At 65.9% G+C, this 15,473-nt stretch carries 15 protein-coding genes and 1 pseudogene; 13 read left to right on the forward strand and 3 right to left on the reverse strand.

Annotated elements, in window-relative coordinates; genetic code table 11:
• Nucleotides 1-295 precede the first annotated feature (295 nt).
• The 12 genes and pseudogenes from AC1C2S_RS04670 to AC1C2S_RS04725 all read left to right on the forward strand — a co-directional run.
• Nucleotides 296-531, forward strand: a pseudogene (locus AC1C2S_RS04670) (DDE-type integrase/transposase/recombinase); the annotation flags it as partial.
• Nucleotides 532-618: 87 nt separating this feature from the next.
• The gene (locus tag AC1C2S_RS04675; RefSeq protein ID WP_495351376.1) at nucleotides 619-1,476 is read left to right on the forward strand and encodes a MurR/RpiR family transcriptional regulator; all 858 of its coding nucleotides are present in this window, start codon (nucleotides 619-621) and stop codon (nucleotides 1,474-1,476) included.
• Nucleotides 1,476-2,432 (forward strand): phosphate/phosphite/phosphonate ABC transporter substrate-binding protein, encoded by a 957-nt coding sequence (locus tag AC1C2S_RS04680; protein WP_495351377.1) that lies wholly within the window; start codon nucleotides 1,476-1,478, stop codon nucleotides 2,430-2,432. Before AC1C2S_RS04675 ends, AC1C2S_RS04680 begins: the two co-directional genes overlap by 1 nt.
• 44 nt (nucleotides 2,433-2,476) lie before the next feature.
• The gene (phnC, locus tag AC1C2S_RS04685; protein WP_495351378.1) at nucleotides 2,477-3,310 is read left to right on the forward strand and encodes a phosphonate ABC transporter ATP-binding protein; all 834 of its coding nucleotides are present in this window, start codon (nucleotides 2,477-2,479) and stop codon (nucleotides 3,308-3,310) included.
• A 2-nt stretch (nucleotides 3,311-3,312) separates the two neighbouring features.
• The gene (gene phnE, locus AC1C2S_RS04690; protein ID WP_495351379.1) at nucleotides 3,313-5,049 is read left to right on the forward strand and encodes a phosphonate ABC transporter, permease protein PhnE; all 1,737 of its coding nucleotides are present in this window, start codon (nucleotides 3,313-3,315) and stop codon (nucleotides 5,047-5,049) included.
• A gap of 40 nt (nucleotides 5,050-5,089) precedes the next feature.
• Nucleotides 5,090-5,524 carry a phosphonate C-P lyase system protein PhnG gene (locus AC1C2S_RS04695; protein ID WP_495351380.1) on the forward strand — a complete coding sequence of 145 codons (435 nt, stop codon included), beginning with the start codon at nucleotides 5,090-5,092 and terminating at the stop codon, nucleotides 5,522-5,524.
• Nucleotides 5,521-6,210, forward strand: coding sequence for a phosphonate C-P lyase system protein PhnH (phnH, locus tag AC1C2S_RS04700; protein ID WP_495351381.1), 690 nt, complete (start codon nucleotides 5,521-5,523; stop codon nucleotides 6,208-6,210). The genes AC1C2S_RS04695 and phnH overlap by 4 nt, the downstream gene beginning before the upstream one ends.
• On the forward strand, nucleotides 6,210-7,367 hold the full coding sequence (locus AC1C2S_RS04705; RefSeq protein WP_495351382.1) for a carbon-phosphorus lyase complex subunit PhnI: 1,158 nt from the start codon (nucleotides 6,210-6,212) through the stop codon (nucleotides 7,365-7,367). The genes phnH and AC1C2S_RS04705 overlap by 1 nt, the downstream gene beginning before the upstream one ends.
• A complete protein-coding gene (locus AC1C2S_RS04710; RefSeq protein ID WP_495351383.1) occupies nucleotides 7,367-9,190 on the forward strand; it encodes an alpha-D-ribose 1-methylphosphonate 5-phosphate C-P-lyase PhnJ in 1,824 nt (607 codons plus the stop codon). The genes AC1C2S_RS04705 and AC1C2S_RS04710 overlap by 1 nt, the downstream gene beginning before the upstream one ends.
• A gap of 8 nt (nucleotides 9,191-9,198) precedes the next feature.
• On the forward strand, nucleotides 9,199-9,969 hold the full coding sequence (locus tag AC1C2S_RS04715; protein ID WP_495351384.1) for an ATP-binding cassette domain-containing protein: 771 nt from the start codon (nucleotides 9,199-9,201) through the stop codon (nucleotides 9,967-9,969).
• Nucleotides 9,966-11,213, forward strand: a complete 1,248-nt coding sequence (locus AC1C2S_RS04720; protein WP_495351385.1) for an alpha-D-ribose 1-methylphosphonate 5-triphosphate diphosphatase — start codon at nucleotides 9,966-9,968, stop codon at nucleotides 11,211-11,213. Before AC1C2S_RS04715 ends, AC1C2S_RS04720 begins: the two co-directional genes overlap by 4 nt.
• The gene (locus AC1C2S_RS04725; protein ID WP_495351386.1) at nucleotides 11,207-12,037 is read left to right on the forward strand and encodes an inositol monophosphatase family protein; all 831 of its coding nucleotides are present in this window, start codon (nucleotides 11,207-11,209) and stop codon (nucleotides 12,035-12,037) included. Before AC1C2S_RS04720 ends, AC1C2S_RS04725 begins: the two co-directional genes overlap by 7 nt.
• 57 nt (nucleotides 12,038-12,094) lie before the next feature.
• On the opposite strand, the gene AC1C2S_RS04730 is transcribed toward AC1C2S_RS04725, so the two are convergent.
• Nucleotides 12,095-13,054 (reverse strand): aldo/keto reductase, encoded by a 960-nt coding sequence (locus AC1C2S_RS04730; protein WP_495351387.1) that lies wholly within the window; start codon nucleotides 13,052-13,054, stop codon nucleotides 12,095-12,097.
• 16 nt (nucleotides 13,055-13,070) lie between these two features.
• Complete coding sequence (locus AC1C2S_RS04735) at nucleotides 13,071-13,481, reverse strand: nitroreductase/quinone reductase family protein (protein WP_495351388.1); 411 nt, start codon at nucleotides 13,479-13,481, stop codon at nucleotides 13,071-13,073.
• Nucleotides 13,482-13,554: 73 nt separating this feature from the next.
• Between AC1C2S_RS04735 and AC1C2S_RS04740 the strand changes: the two genes are divergently transcribed.
• Nucleotides 13,555-14,139: a TetR/AcrR family transcriptional regulator gene (locus tag AC1C2S_RS04740; RefSeq protein WP_495351389.1), complete on the forward strand. Its 585-nt coding sequence runs from the start codon at nucleotides 13,555-13,557 to the stop codon at nucleotides 14,137-14,139.
• Nucleotides 14,140-14,420: 281 nt separating this feature from the next.
• Here AC1C2S_RS04740 and nrdF read toward each other — a convergent pair whose 3' ends face one another.
• The gene (nrdF, locus tag AC1C2S_RS04745; protein WP_495351390.1) at nucleotides 14,421-15,443 is read right to left on the reverse strand and encodes a class 1b ribonucleoside-diphosphate reductase subunit beta; all 1,023 of its coding nucleotides are present in this window, start codon (nucleotides 15,441-15,443) and stop codon (nucleotides 14,421-14,423) included.
• Between the last annotated feature and the right edge of the window lie 30 nt (nucleotides 15,444-15,473).

The raw sequence follows: 15,473 nt of genomic DNA on the forward strand, positions 1-15,473 counted from the left end.
TCTCACAAGTGTGAGCCGCCACGGTTCCTGATTCATGTATTGCCCCGGGTTCGGTGGAGGCTCTGATCCCAGCAGTCGGCACCTCGCGTGCTACTTGAGTTTGCGGTCGAGCTGCGGTGCTCGTCGAGTACATCGACAGGCACCGCGACCGCTTCGGGGTCGAGCCGATCTGCAGCGTCTTGAAGGACGCCGGCATGCAGATCGCCCGAGCAACTACTACGCGGCGAGAGCTCGTCCGCCGTCCGCGCGGGCAGTGCGCCATGCGGCACTGATCGTGGACATCACCACCGCGCACAAAGCGAACCTCGGCGTGTACGGCGCGAGGAAGATCCACGCCGGGCTGAACCGTGAAGGCGTGAGCGTGGCCCGGTGCACGGTCGAACGTCCGCGCCCAACCAGTTGTGGGTGGCGGACTTCACCTACATCCGCACGCACTCCGGCTGGGTGTACGCAGCGTTCATCATCGACGTGTACTCGCGGCGCGTGGTCGGCTGGCAGACCTCGACGAACATGCGCACCAGCGGAATAATCTTCCAGTTCTCAATGGCCAGCGGAACGTCTGTTCCATTTCGCCAGCAGGGCCCCCCGTGGTAACCATCGATTCGTAGCTTGGCAACCATGCAGAGCACGATCAAGCAGGCCGCGACCACCGGGGCCGTCGGCCGTGCCGCCATCTCCATCGACGTTCTCGAGGTACTTCGGGCGGCACTGCCGAACCTCTCGACCCGTAGCCGCCAGAGTGCGCAGTTCGTCCTCGAGTACCCCGATCGCGTCGTCGAGATGTCCGCCGCCCGCCTGGCCGCCGAGACCGGCACTTCGGTCGGCACTGTGGTGCGTCTTTGCCACCAGATCGGGCTGCCAGGTATCCAGGCGCTCAAGCTGCGCCTCGCCGCCCAACTCGGTCACGGCCGCGTTGCCGACGCATTGACCGACGACCGTGTGGGAACGGCGATCCTCGCGCACATCCTCGAGGACATCCGTCGCACCGCTCTCGCCGTCGACCATGCTGCGATCGAACGCGTCGCCGCTTCGTTGCGCGACGCAGATCGCGTATTGATCGTCTCCAGCGGAACCTCGCAGCCGCTGGCAATCGAGTTCGGCAACTGGCTGAGTTCGGCAGGCCGCGCCGTCTCCTACCCGACCGACGGTGGGACGCAGGAGGCCGTCGCTCAGCAGCTCGGTGCGGGCGACTTCTGCTTCGCGATCAGCCATTCCGGGACCACTGCCGCCACGATGCGTCCGGTGCGGATCGCCGCAGATCGGGGCGCGTCGACCGCCGCCCTGACGAGCTACTCCGGTGCGCCACTCGCGCGCCTCGTGGACACGGCCGTCGTCGCCGGCGCCGCGGGTGACGGCATCCGTGGCGAGGACATGACCAGCCGCATGGTTCACCACGCAGTGCTGCAGGTCATCCGATCTCTTGTCTCCCCTTCCTCCACCATCCACCACGTTCCACTTCCACCAAGGAGCAACTGATGTTCAAGCGAATTCTGCCAACCGCTGCCGCCCTCCTGCTCGCCACGGCGGCGCTCACCGGCTGCGGCGCAAGCGCTGCAGCAAACGACACGGCTACCGCCGCGGGCGCGATGCCCGACAAGATCGTCATCTCCACGATCCCGACCGAGGATCAGACGGCCCTCGACATTTCGAGCTCGGTGACGTTCGAGGTGCTTGCGCGCGAGTTGGGAATCCCGGTCGAGTTCCACGAGGCCACCAGCTATGCCGCGACCATCGAGGCGCAGCGTGCCGACAAGGTCCAGATCGCGTCGTACGGTCCCTTCTCGTACATCCTCGCCGCGGACAGCGGAGTGGATGTCGACATCATCGGAGCGCTGATCTCTGACCCCGAAGCTGAACTCGGCTACTACTCGGTCGCCAGCGTGGTCGCCGGCTCCGACATCACATCGCTCGAGGATGTTGCCGGCAAGACCGTCTGCTTCGTCGATCCTGCATCCACCTCCGGCTATCTGTTCCCCTCCGCCGGCCTGCTCGACGTCGGCATCGACCCCGAGACCGACATCACCCCGGTGTTCGCTGGCGGCCACGACGCTTCGGTGCTTGCTTTGGCCGATGGGCAGTGCGACGTGGCGTTCAGCACGGAGGGAATGGCCACCAAGCAACTGATCGAATCCGGGCAGATCGCAGAGGGGCAGCTCACTCAGATCTGGGAGTCAGAGCTGATCACCCCCTCGCCTGTCACGGTCAGCACGAGTCTGCCCGCCGCCCTGCGTGAGCAGATCAAGACGGTCTACCTCGAGCAACTCAACGTCGACGCACTGAAGGCCAGCGGCGACTGCGACGAGACCGCGGAGGACGGCTTCTGCGGCATCGGGGGCTGGGGCTATGTCGCCATCGACGATGTGGCGTACGACGGCGTGCGCACGGTGTGCGAGGTCACGAAGTCCGACGCTTGCGAGATCACCAACCAGTAAGCACGAACGATCACCCGGCCGAGCAGCACCAGAGGAGAACAGACATGACGCATACGCCTGGCAAGACCGCCATTCGGCTCCGCAACGTGACGAAGCAGTTCAACGAGGACGTCCGCGGCCTCGATGATGTCTCCTTCGAAGTACCCAAGGGGCAGCGACTGGTGCTGCTCGGCAAATCCGGTTCTGGCAAGTCGACGATGCTGCGCACCATGAACCGGCTGCAGCAGCCGACTACCGGAGTCGTCGAGATCAATGGGCGCGACATCAACGCCGCCAGTCGGCGCGACCTGCGTCGCACCCGCAGGGAGATCGGCTTCATCTTTCAGAACTTCCATCTCGTTGGCAGCATCTCCGCACTCGAGAACGTCTGCACCGGGTTCCTCGGTGGGCTCACCGGGCCCCGTTCCGGACTCTGGATGTACCCGAAGTCGGATCGGCGCACGGCCCTCGAACTCCTGGATCGCGTGGGCCTCGCCGACCGCGCATTCCAGCGCACCGACACTCTCTCTGGCGGGCAGCAGCAACGCGTCGCGATCGCCCGCGCGCTGGCGCAGAGCCCCGTGATCCTCCTTGCTGACGAACCCGTGGCATCTTTGGACCCCGATTCGAGTGCGGCTGTTCTCGACCTGCTCACCCGCATCAGCGACGAGGATCAGCTGACGGTGGTCTGCAGCCTGCACCAGGTCGAATACGCGCTCGCATTCGGCGAACGGATCATCGGCCTCAAAGACGGTCGGGTCGTGTTCGACAAGAACACTGCGGGGTTGAGCCGCGAAGAGGCGATGACGATCTATCGCGAGCCGATGAGCGCCGAAGGTCTTCCCACCACGGCGCAGATCACGCAGGTGGCGCAGCCCAGTGCGGCAGCAGCGATCTGACCATGAGCACACTCCTTGAGCGCACCCCGGTCGGTTCGACCGGTGCACAGCCTCCGATGCCGAAGAAGCCGCCGATGTCGTGGAGCAAGCGCGGCCTCATCGTCGTGATGCTCGGCGTGCTCGGCCTGGGAATCTGGTCGACCGTCGAGCTGCGCATCAACATCGCCACCTTCATCGACGGTTGGGACAACGCCGTCGACTTCCTCAGCCGCACAGTGCCGCTGACGTTCCCCGAGCCGATGCGGATCGTCGAGATGATCGGCCAGACGATTGCGATCGTCGTGCTCGCCACCGTTCTCGGGCTCGTGCTCAGCCTGCCGATCGCCTTCCTCGCTGCGAAGAACACCACCGTCAACCCGACGGTGCGCGCCATCGCCCGGTCGCTGATCGTGCTCGAGCGCGCCGTGCCCGACTTCATCATCGCCATCTTCTTCGTGCGAGTGTTCGGCCTCGGAGCTCTCCCCGGCGTCCTCGCCCTCGGCATCGGGTCGATCGGCTTCATGGCGAAGCTCTTCGCGGATGCCATCGAAGAGGTCGACCCCGGCCCCCGCGAGGCGCTGCGCGCCGCCGGCGCCGGTACCTTCCAGCAGATCGTCGGCGGGGTCCTGCCGGGGCTTCGCCCCACGCTCGTCGCCACGACGCTGCACGCCTTCGACATCAATCTGCGCGGCTCGGTGATTCTCGGCTTCGTCGGTGTCGCCGGCATCGGAATGTACATCTCGGCGGCCCTCGACACGATGAACTATCAGCTCGGCCTCGGGCTGACCCTGATCCTGCTGATCCTGTGTCTGCTCGCCGAACTCGTCTCCGGTCTCGTGCGCAAGGCCCAACTCGGACACGAGTCATCGTCGTCGCCGAAGTCGCGGCGCTGGCTCGCCGTCTTCCTGCCGCATCTGCCGGAGAAGGGCTGGGCGAAAGGCAGGTCAACGCCTGCCGAGCGCCGCGCGGCGACGGCGGGGCGCATCTCGCCGCCATGGAATCGCCAGCGCATCAACCGCACCCTGTGGGCGGTCCTCACCGTGCTGCTCGTCCTCGGCTCGGCGATGGCATCCGGCATCACCGTCGATCAGCTCACCGGCGGCTTCGCCAAGGCGCTCGAGACCATCGGGCTGTACTTCCCGCCGTCCGACGGTGGCATTCCCCTCAAGCTCCTGAACGCCATGGTCGAAACCGTGCAGATGGGGCTGGCCGGCACCGTCATCGGCCTCGTCATCGCGATCCCATTCGGTCTGCTCTCCGCACGCACGATCGCGCCGAACGACACGGTGGCAGCGATATTCCGTGGAATCGTCGTCACGATCCGCGCCATTCCCGGCATCATCGTCGGCATCTTCTTCGTGGTGATCACCGGCCTCGGTGCCACCGCCGGCGCCCTCGCGCTCGCGGTGGGCGCTATCGGATTCTTCAGCAAGGTGATCGCCGACTCGCTCGAGGAGGTCGACGTACGTGTGGCGCACGCCATCCGCTCTTCCGGTGCCAGCAGCTCTCAGACCTTCTTCGCCGCCACGCTGCGCCAGGTCGCACCGGCGTTGTCGGCCCACACGCTGCACCAGCTGGACTCCAACCTGCGAGCCGCAACCACCCTCGGTGTGATCGGCGCCGGCGGCATCGGCTTCTACATGATGAACGCCTCCCGCGTACTCGACTACGGCGTCGTCACCACGTGCCTCCTTCTTGTCGTGATCGCGGTGCTGCTCTCCGAAGCGCTCGCGGTGTGGGCGCGGCGCGAAATCCACTAACCCCCTGCTCAACACTCCTCACGGAGAAGAAAGGCCAACAATGACAGACACACTCACGAGGTCGGAGATCGTCTCCGAGCTCAACATGGCGGATGCCGCCGAGGTGATCTCGCTCTCGCACCTCTGTCTCGAAGACGATTCCGACGTCGTGGTCACCCGACCGCCGATCGTCGGCACTGTCGTCACGCAGGTGCGTGAGCCGATCGCCGAGGAGCGCTTCATTCTCGGTGATGTGATGGTCACCCAGTCCGAGGTGCGCCGTCGCGGCGTCGATGGCTGGACGATGCGGATGGGCTCTGACCGGCTCGCCGCGCTCGCCGCCGCCATCTGCGCGACCGAGTTCCACGCCGACGGCCCGCGCCGGGAGGACGTCGTCGCGCTGTGCGAGAGCACCAGGGCTCGCCGCATCGCCGCCCGTGCCGCCGAGTGGGAGCGGCTTTCCCCATCCATCGTCGAGTTCGAGGAGATCCCGTGACCAACATCGACACCTCTCTCGCCCCGGTTGCTGCAGACGAATGGCAGCAGCTGCGAGAGCTCACCCCCACTTCTTCGCAGCAGGTGTTCCGCGGCATCATGAACGCCTTCGCCCGTCCAGGGACGGTGCACCGCCTTCCGGCTGGTGAGCTGCCGGCCGGCGTCTCGGCCGCGATCCTGCCGATGCTCGCCCTCGCCGACATCATGACCCCGGTGAGCGCGCTGCGCGCGACCGAGGCCGGCTCTGGCACACGGTCCGAACGCGGCTCCGCGTCCGACGCAGCAACGGATGCTGTGGCCGCGATCGCTCGCATCGTCGGCGCCCCGCTGACCGCGGCATCCACCGCACGTTATGCGCTTGCACTCACCGAATCAACCGAGATGAGCGTGCTGTCCCCCGGCACGCACTGGTCGCCGGAGACGGCGGCCACGCTCGTGCAGCGCGTCGACGCGATCCGCACCGAAGCGATCCGCACCGAAGGTGTCACCTCCGGCTGGCGCCTCACCGGCCCCGGCATCCCACCGCACGCACCCGTCGAGATCGCCGTCGCCGGGCTCAGCGCGCAGTTCGTCGCCGCCCGCGCCGAGCTCGTCTCCGACTACCCGGCTGGCATCGACAGCATCCTCGTCACCGACGACGGAACGCTCATCGCCCTGTCGCGCACCACTCGAATCGAGGAGATCTGATGTATGCAGGAACGAACAAGGGTGGCACAGAGGCGATCATCGCCGCCGAGCGTCTCGTGCTCGAGCGCCGCGCGCAGCTCGACTCCGGGCTGACCGCAGAGTCCGTCATCGCGAGTTTCCCGATGGCGATCGACCGCATCATGGGCGAGGGCGGGCTCTGGGACCCTTCCACCGCGGCCGCAGCCTTCCTGCAGGCCAGTGGCGACATTTCCGAGGCCGTCCATCTGATCCGCGCACACCGCTCGACGCTCCCCCGCCTCGCGCACAGCGATCCGCTACGGCCGCGCGAGATGAAGCTGCTCCGCCGGGTCGTCTCGACGCAGCGTCAGCCCGACGGCCCGATCCTGCTCGGTGAGACGGTCGACTACACCGCCCGCATCCTGCACGACGGCCCCGACCTCCCGCTGCCGATCATCGAGCCCCCGGGCGATACGCCGCTGGAGTACCCGGCCGATGAGCCGTTCCGGCGCTTCCGCGACTACCTCTTCGACATGGGCGTGCTGGTGGATCGCACACTCGAATCCGACGAAGAGCCGTTCGACATCCAGATGGTCGCCGCGCGACTGCCCGCGAAGCGGTCGGCCGTACTGTCGGCCTCCGCCCAAGCCGACAGCGGTGCGCTGATCAACATCTGGTACCAGTCGGTGCTCGGCCCCGATGACTACGCCGCCGAGCACGTGACACTCGGCGAGGTGCGCCACGGCCGGCTGCCGCTGCGGGTCGCCGATCCGCACACCGGCGAACTGGTGCAGATCGGCGAGGTGCGGGTCTCCGAGTGCGAGGCGGTCTCGCATCTCGGTTCGATTCGCGGTGAGGACCCGACCACCTACGACATCGGTTACGCGATGGCGTTCGGGCACAACGAGCGCAAGGTCATTGCCGCCGCGAGCCTCGACGTCTCCATCGTGCGCTACTCGGGAATGGAGGCCGGCCGGCGCCTCGAACAGATCATGCTCTTCACCACCGACGGCCTTGCCGCCAGCGGATTCCTCGAACACCTGAAGCTGCCGCACTACGTCACCTTCCAGTCGATGCTGGATGCCTCGATCGCTGCTCGCGACGAACAGGGAGCTGCCCTCGAACGACTCTTCGCCGCGAACGGCGACGACCACGCATCCGATTGCGACTGCGAGAACCACCAGGAAGGAAACAGCTGATGACCATGCTGATCGAATCACCGGCAGGCGACGTGGAGTCCGAGGCCGAGGCATCCGCTGCCATGCTGACCGCGCTGCTGCCACCTGACCCGCATGTCGGACGCCCCATCGTGATGGACGAGCAGGCCAAGCGCGAATCGCGCCGCGCTGTCATCGCTGGCATCTGTGTACCCGGGTACATCGTTCCGTTCGGCTCACGCGAGATGCCCGTCGCCCGCGGCTGGGGCTCTGGTGGGCTGCAGGTCACGCTCGCCATCGGCGGCAGTGACGACAACGTCAAGGTCATCGACCAGGGAGATGAGGAAGGCGTCAACGCGGTGAACCTGCGCCGCCTGATCGTCGGCACGCTCGGCAGCGGGTCGACCGCGGACACCGACGAATCCACCATCGTGCAGTCCAGGCACCGCATCCCAGAGGAACATATGGACGCGCACCAGACGCTGGTGCTGCAGGTGCCCCAGTCAGAGCCGCTGCGCGCCGTTGAGAAGTCCGTCTTCGAATGCAAGCGTCGCCACGCGGAAGCGGACTACGCCAAGATGTGGGTCGCGCTCTACGAGCGGCTCGCGCTGACCGGTGTCATGGGCGCCGGGGCGGGTCACCCGGTGCTCGTGCATCACCGGCACCTGATGTCGCCGAGCCCGATCCCGCGCTGGGATATTCCGCGTCTGCACCAGAGCGATCATCTGACGCTCCTCAGTCACGGCCGCGACAAGAAGATCTACGCCGTGCCGCCGTACACCGACGTCGAGCCGCTGAGCTTCGACGACGTCCCCTTCGAAGTGGAGCACACCGACGGAGTGCGCTGCGCGAAATGCGGCACTGAGGAATCGTTCATGGTCGAGACGAAGACCAACGAGTTCATCTGCTCCGACGTGCAGTTCTGCCTCAAGGTGCGTGCCGGGGTCGCCGACCTCGCCGCCCACGAGCGGATCATCCCCCGTCAGTACTACCCCGATCCCGCGCTGCGCGTGCGTGCCAGGGCGAGCGTCGAGGTCGGCATGCCGATCGCGCCCGCGAAGGGTCAGACTGCCCCGGGAGAGGATTGGTCGCTGAAGGTGGAGCGCCTCGGGAAGGTCTTCGCCGGCAGCCGCGCGTCCAGCGAGGTCATCGCTGCGGCTGACGTCTCCTTCGACGTCGCCCCCGGCGAGGCGCTCGGCGTGATCGGCGAGTCCGGTTCAGGCAAGTCGACGGTGATGAAGTGCATCATCGGCGACGAAGCGGATGCCACCGGGTCGGTGCGTATCGGAGCAGTGGGCGAGGGAAAGATCAACCTTCTCGACCTCGACAGCTCTGCGCGCCGCCGTCTTCGCACCAACACGCTCAGCGTCGTCTACCAGGACCCCGCCATGGGGCTCGACCTGAACATCTCGGCGGGCGGCAACATCGCCGACGCCCTGATCGCGGCCGGATGGCGCTCGTACCACGCGATCCGGGCCAGGGCCGCCGAGCTGCTCACCCGTGTCGACGTTCCGCTGGAGCGCATGGATGACGTGGTCGGCCAGTTCTCCGGTGGCATGCGCCAGCGCGTGCAGATCGCCAAGGCGCTGGCCACCGATCCGCAGGTGCTGCTGCTCGACGAGCCGACCACAGGACTGGACGCCTCGGTCGCCGCCGGAGTCCTCGATCTGCTGCGCGAACTGCTGAACGAGCGCGAGCTCGCCGTCGTCGTCGTCAGCCACGACTTCTCGGTGATCAAAGCGCTCACCGACCGTGCCGTCGTGATGCGTCAGGGGCACGTGATCGAGCAGGGTCTCACCGACCAGCTCCTCGCCGACCCGCACCACCCCTACACCCAGCAGCTCGTCGCTGCCGCGCAGAGCTGAGAGGAATCATGAACACGAGCATCCAGAGGCCGATCCTTTCGGTTCGAGAGCTGACCAAGTCATTCACCCTGCACGCGATCGACCGCACGGTCGCTTCGCTGCGATCGGTGTCGTTCGACCTCATGCCCGGCGAGCACCTCGCGCTCGCCGGTGCCAGTGGCGCGGGCAAGTCCAGCCTGCTGCGCTGCATCTACCGCAACTACCTTCCCGACTCTGGCACCGTCGTGCTGCACGACGGTGAGCGAGACATCGAGCTCACATCGCTCGATGACCGTGCAATGGCGCGGATCCGCGGACGTGACTTCGGTTACGTGTCGCAGTTCCTGAATGCCCCGCCACGGCAAGGGCCGCTCAAGCTCGTCGCGGCGGCCGCCCGTCGGCGCGGTCTGGATGATGCGGATGCCAGGGATGCCGCGGTCGACTCGCTGCGCAAGCTCGGGATCGAGGAGCGATTGTGGGATGTCGACTGCAGCGTGCTCTCCGGTGGAGAACGTCAACGCGTGAACCTGGCGGCGGGCACTGTCAGCCCGCCGCGCCTACTGCTGCTCGACGAGCCGGTGTCCGCACTCGACCCGGCCAACCGCGTGCTCGCTCTCGAGGTGATCGAGGAGCTCCGGCACCGGGACGTCAGCGTGCTGGCGGTGTACCACGACATGAACATCATCCGCCGGGTGGCCAACCGAGTGCTCTACATGGAGGACGGCGCGATCACCGCGGACGGCGGGGTCGACGAGGTCTTGGACGCCAGGCACCGCGTGCTCGAGGAGGTCTACGCATGAGCGGCGTCCTCGCCGAAGCGCGGCCCGAGCCGACGGAGCGCGCGACCGGAAATGCGCGCTGGACGCTGGGCGCGAACCCGGCGAGCTACGTCCTCGGCGATGTCCGCGTCGTGCTGCCGAACAGGGTCACCGCTCCGGCGAGCGTCGTGGTCGAGGGCGGTCGCATCGTCGAGGTCGTCGAGGTCGGCGCGGGCGGCGCGCTGCGGGCGGATGTCGCGGGCTCCGGGCTGCTGCTGATGCCCGGGCTCATCGACGTGCACAGCGACGCCCTCGAGAAGGAGCGGGTGCCGCGTCCGGCGGCGCCGCTGCCCCTGGACTTCGCGATGCGCTCCTTCGATGCGAAGGTGGCGGCGGCGGGCATCACCACGGTGTTCCACGGTGCGGGCTTCCACCGCAAGGTCGCCGACGGCGTGACGCGCACCCCGGTCACGGCGCTCGAGGTGTGCGTGGCGATCGACGCCTACGTCAGCGACCGCGTCGACCACCGCGTGCTGCACCGCTTCGACGTGCGCGCGGCCGAGGGAGCGGAGCTGCTGCGCGCTCGCCTGGACGCACTGCCAGCGGATGCCGAACCGATCCTTCTCTCGCACGAGGATCACACACCCGGCCAGGGGCAGTACGCCGATGTCGAGCACTTCATCGAGATGCTCGTCGCCGGCGGAGAAGACCGCGACGTCGTGAGGGAGAACGTGGCCCAGCGCATCCGTGACGCCGAGCTCACCGATTTGGTCCGCGACGAGAACCTGGCATGGGCGGGCGAGCAGGCGCGCCTTGGGCGCGTCCGGCTCGTCGGGCATGATTCCGACTCGGCCGCGGAGATCGATGCGCTCGTCGCGCGCGGGGGCTCGGTCGCCGAGTTCCCCACGACGATGGATGCTGCGCGGCGCGCACGCGATCAGGGACTGATCACGGTCGCCGGCGCCCCCAACGTGCTGAGAGGCGGCTCGCACTCGGGCAACGTCTCGGCGACCGAACTCATCGCCGAGGGACTCGTCGACGCCTTGGCATCCGACTATCTGCCGAGCAGCCTGCTCACCAGCGCGGTGCTGATCGCCCGAGACGGTCTGCTCGACCTTCCTGCGGCTGTTGCACTGGTCACCTCGGGGGCTGCCAGAGCGGCTGGGCTCTCCGACCGAGGCGCGATCACGGTGGGTGCGAGAGCGGACTTCGTGCTGGTCGATGACCGTGGGCCCTGGCCGACCGTCGTGACGACACTCACCGCACCGAGGGGCATCGAATGCTGACCCCGGTGATGGGCGCCGAGGTGCGTCTGCCGAATGGCGTGGATCAGATCCTCGTCGACACCTGTCGGGCGGCGGCGCAGGCCGCCGCCAGCGCATGGACGGGCATGAGTCGCGAGGAGCGGGCGCGCGAGGTGCGGATGGGCGCCGACGGCACCCCGACGATGATGATCGATCAGCTCGTCGAGGATGCCATCCGCGCGGAGACCGATCGGCACCGCGTGAATCTGCTCAGTGAAGAAGTCGGGTTCATCGACCACGGCAGCGCGCGCACGCTCGTGGTCGATCCCCTTGACGGCTCAGCGAACGCCGCCGCCGGTGTTCCGCTGTCGTGTTTCTCGGCGGCCATTGTCGAGGACGGCGTCCCGGTCGAGGCGCTGAGCTTCTGGTTGGAGGGTGGCGCGGTGACCTGGGCCCGACAGGGAGAGGAGCCGGACTTCCGCACCTCACGCCGCACGAGCCTGAACGGGTCTGCGCTGTCGATGCTGCGCCCGAAGCTCGGGCCGCTCGGTGACAGCACGTCTGCCTGGCTCGACCTGTGCCGGGGTGCCGGTCGCATCCGTGTGCTGTCGACGAGCTGCCTGGAGGCGATGCTTGTCGCCGACGGGTCGATCGATGCCTTCGCGGATCCCGGTTCGGACACGCATCGCATCGTCGACCTGGTCGCGGCGATGGTGCTCGTCCCCGCCGCCGGCGGATGGGTGCAGGATGCGTTCGGCCGTGAGCTGGAGATTTCGACCGATCTGACGCTGCGCTACTCCGGCGTGGTGGCAGCATCCCGTGAGCTGGCGGACGAGATCAGCGAGGTGATCGCTGCCCGGGCCTAGATCCCCCGTCAGCATGGCGTTGCGCGAGCCAGATTTGTCCCGTGGCGCATGCGGGTGTTACTGCCAGCTGGGCATGTTCTCCGGTGTGTAGCGGGCTCCGAAACCCCCAGACGGGAGAATCTCGGCGATTCGGTCAAGATGTGCCGGTGTCAGGTGGAGTTCGGCGGCGGCTGCGTTCTCCGCCACGCGTTGAGGATTCCGGCTTCCCGGGATCGGGACGACATGTTCTCCTCGCGTCAGTAGCCAGGCGAGGGCGAGTTGCCCGACTGTGGCATTCATGGAAGCGGCCAGGTGCTGGAGTTGCTCGGTTGCGGCGAGGTTCTTTTCGAAGTTGCCGGGCTGCCAGCGGGGGTCTGTGTTGCGCATGTCGTTCTCGTCGTACTGCCCGGCGGGCTTCGCTGTTCCCGTGAGGAAGCCCCGGCCAAGGGGAGAGTACGGAACCACGCCGATTCCCAATTCGGTGAGAAGAGGGAGCAGCTCTTCGATATCTCGCTCGAAGAGGGAGTACTCGGTCTGCAATACGGAGACGGGGTGGACGGCGTGCGCGCGTCGGATGGTGTCCTCGCCGACTTCGCTGAGGCCGAAATAGGTGACATCGCCGGCATCGATGAGTTCCTTCACGGTGCCGGCTACATCCTCGATGGGCACGGTGGGGTCGAATCGGTGCTGGTACAGCACGTCGATGTGATCAGTGCCGAGAAACCTGAGACTGTTTTGTACGACCTGCCGGATGTGGTCGGGTCGGCTGTCGAAGCCGTAGTCGCGAGTGAACCCGAACTTCGTCGCGATCATCACTTCGTCGCGGAATGGCGCGACCGCCTTGCCGAGGATTTCCTCATTCTCCCCCCAGCCATAGAGTTCAGCCGTATCGAAGAAGGTGATTCCGGCGTCGAAGGCGGCTGCGATAGCTGCGGTGCCGAGCCCGTCGCTAGTACCGTAAGCCATGGAGATGCCCATGGAGCCGTAGCCGAGAGCGGAGGTCGTCAGGCCTTGGGTGCCGAGAGTTCGTCTTTGCATAACTGTGATCCTTTGGTTAATGGAAGAGGACGTGTATGAGTGGGCTGCCGGCAAGCCAGCTCGGGACTGGTTCAACGGGCTGGGCCAGGTATCCGCGATGGAGCGGTTGATTGAGATCGTCGACGATGGCACTGAAGATGTGACGACGTTCGTCGGGGTCCAGCACTGGCTCCGCCGTCGCTGCCAGGTCGGCACGGATGCCGTGCTTGAGGTGGAAGGTGAACTCGGGGTTGGCCAAGAGATTGGCGTACCAGCTCCGTTTCGCCGGCTGCGTCGTGAGGTAGATCTCGCCATCCACGCGGTAGAACCAGATCTCGATACGTCTGACGCGGCCCGTGCGGGCACCCTTGGTTGAAATATCGATAGTCCGGCTAATGGACGAGGATCTCGGGGTGATAGCGAGGGCGTGCATGGTTCGTTCGTCCATCGATACTCCTAAGTAAGTGTTCTCTTACTTTGAGACTAACGTAAGTAAGTAGACGTTTCGCTACGATGGGGAGATGAAGCGAGACGCCGAGGCAACCAAGGAGCGCATCCTGGCCGCCGCGTCCGTCGAGTTCGCCGATCGCGGGCTTGCGGGCGCTCGGATCGACCGAATCGCTGCAGGCGCGACATCCAACGTCCGTCTCATCTACGCGCATTTCGGCAGCAAGGAGAACCTGTTCGCACTGACTCTCGACCGCGAGTTGACGGCGATGGCAAAGGCGGTCCCCGTCGATGTAGATGACCTTCCTGGATGGGTTGGCAGGCTGTTCGACTATCACCACGAGCATCCGTTCGGTGTGCGGATCAGCCTGTGGCGGGAGCTCGAGCGGCCCGATCTCGGGCCGGACGATGCGCTCATCTACGCAGAGAAGGTCGAAACCATGGCGACGACGATGGGTGACCGAGGATCCGCAATAGACCTGCTCGTACTTCTTTACGGCATGGCGCAAGCCTGGTTCTTCACCCCGGTCGGGCTGCGGGCAGCGGATGGCAGCGATCCACTCAGCCACACCCGCACTCGGGACCACCGACTGGCTCTCGTCACAGCGGCCACCGCTCTGACCAACGTCACAAGCCTCGGCGAACGAAACGCCCGCTGAGGGATCCATCACCGGCCGGGGAGCCCGGCGTTGTGTCGGCGCCACCCTGAAGAGAAAGCGCCAGGCGATGACGAGTGCGGCCCGAGGTTGATCGCGGCCCACAATCTCGCCGCGGTGTCCCGTTAGAACTTCAGGCCGCCATCTCAGGCCGCCTCACAGCAGTCCAATGCCGATCCCAGAGTTTTCATGGATCAACTACCCCTAGCTGGATCAAGCACCTTGAACTGGATCAACTTGAATGCCACGTTTGATCACCTATCGTGACGTCTCACAACAAGCCCCTAGAAGTCCCAGTCCTCATCCTCGGTCACAACGGCCTTGCCGATGACATACGAGGAGCCACTCCCCGAGAAGAAGTCGTGGTTCTCGTCAGCGTTCGGTGAGAGCGCCGAGAGGATCGCCGGGTTCACGTCGGTGACGGTCTTCGGGAACATCGGCTCGTAGCCGAGGTTCATGAGGGCCTTGTTGGCGTTGTAGTGCAGGAACTTCTTGACGTCTTCGGTCAGGCCGACACCGTCGTAGAGGTCTTGCGTGTACTGCACCTCGTTGTCGTAGAGCTCGTAGAGCAGCGAGAACGTGTAGTCCTTCAGGTCATCGCGCTCAGCCTGCGAGAGCTGCTCGAGCCCCTTCTGGAACTTGTAGCCGATGTAGTACCCGTGCACGGCCTCGTCGCGAATGATGAGGCGGATCATGTCGGCCGTGTTGGTGAGCTTCGCCCGCGACGACCAGTACATGGGCAGGTAGAAGCCCGAGTAGAAGAGGAACGACTCGAGCAGCGTCGAGGCGACCTTGCGCTTCAGCGGGGAGTCGCCCTGGTAGTACTCCATGACGATCGCGGCCTTCTTCTGAAGGTTCTCGTTCTCGACCGACCAGCGGAAGGCATCGTCGATGTCTTTCGTCGAGCACAGCGTCGAGAAGATCGACGAGTAGCTCTTCGCGTGCACCGACTCCATGAACGCGATGTTCGTGTAGACAGCTTCTTCGTGCGGGGTGATCGCATCGGGGATGAGCGAGACCGCGCCGACGGTGCCCTGAATCGTGTCGAGCAGGGTCAGCCCGGTGAACACGCGCATCGTCAAGATCTGCTCGTCGCGCGTCAGCGTGTTCCACGACTGGATGTCGTTCGACAGCGGAATCTTCTCGGGCAGCCAGAAGTTGTTGACCAGACGGTTCCAGACCTCGAGGTCCTTCTCGTCTTGAATGCGGTTCCAGTTGATCGCATTGACGTGGCTGACCAGCTTCAACTTGCCGCCCGTGTGGGCGGGATCGTTGTTGGCCGAATTCACCGGGTCTGTGAGAGTCATGTCATATTCCTTCTGAGCGGATGTCTCGTG

This window comes from Agromyces sp. Y782, assembly GCF_059445405.1.

Bases quoted from the DNA above. Each gene is read 5' to 3' on its own strand.
- AC1C2S_RS04730 (WP_495351387.1), bottom strand. From the start codon at position 13,054: ATGCAAAGACGAACTCTCGGCACCCAAGGCCTGACGACCTCCGCTCTC.
- phnC (WP_495351378.1), top strand. From the start codon at position 2,477: ATGACGCATACGCCTGGCAAGACCGCCATTCGGCTCCGCAACGTGACG.
- phnE (WP_495351379.1), top strand. From the start codon at position 3,313: ATGAGCACACTCCTTGAGCGCACCCCGGTCGGTTCGACCGGTGCACAG.
- AC1C2S_RS04695 (WP_495351380.1), top strand. From the start codon at position 5,090: ATGACAGACACACTCACGAGGTCGGAGATCGTCTCCGAGCTCAACATG.
- AC1C2S_RS04710 (WP_495351383.1), top strand. From the start codon at position 7,367: ATGACCATGCTGATCGAATCACCGGCAGGCGACGTGGAGTCCGAGGCC.
- AC1C2S_RS04735 (WP_495351388.1), bottom strand. From the start codon at position 13,481: ATGGACGAACGAACCATGCACGCCCTCGCTATCACCCCGAGATCCTCG.
- AC1C2S_RS04715 (WP_495351384.1), top strand. From the start codon at position 9,199: ATGAACACGAGCATCCAGAGGCCGATCCTTTCGGTTCGAGAGCTGACC.
- AC1C2S_RS04675 (WP_495351376.1), top strand. From the start codon at position 619: ATGCAGAGCACGATCAAGCAGGCCGCGACCACCGGGGCCGTCGGCCGT.
- AC1C2S_RS04725 (WP_495351386.1), top strand. From the start codon at position 11,207: ATGCTGACCCCGGTGATGGGCGCCGAGGTGCGTCTGCCGAATGGCGTG.
- AC1C2S_RS04680 (WP_495351377.1), top strand. From the start codon at position 1,476: ATGTTCAAGCGAATTCTGCCAACCGCTGCCGCCCTCCTGCTCGCCACG.
- AC1C2S_RS04740 (WP_495351389.1), top strand. From the start codon at position 13,555: ATGAAGCGAGACGCCGAGGCAACCAAGGAGCGCATCCTGGCCGCCGCG.
- AC1C2S_RS04705 (WP_495351382.1), top strand. From the start codon at position 6,210: ATGTATGCAGGAACGAACAAGGGTGGCACAGAGGCGATCATCGCCGCC.
- AC1C2S_RS04720 (WP_495351385.1), top strand. From the start codon at position 9,966: ATGAGCGGCGTCCTCGCCGAAGCGCGGCCCGAGCCGACGGAGCGCGCG.
- nrdF (WP_495351390.1), bottom strand. From the start codon at position 15,443: ATGACTCTCACAGACCCGGTGAATTCGGCCAACAACGATCCCGCCCAC.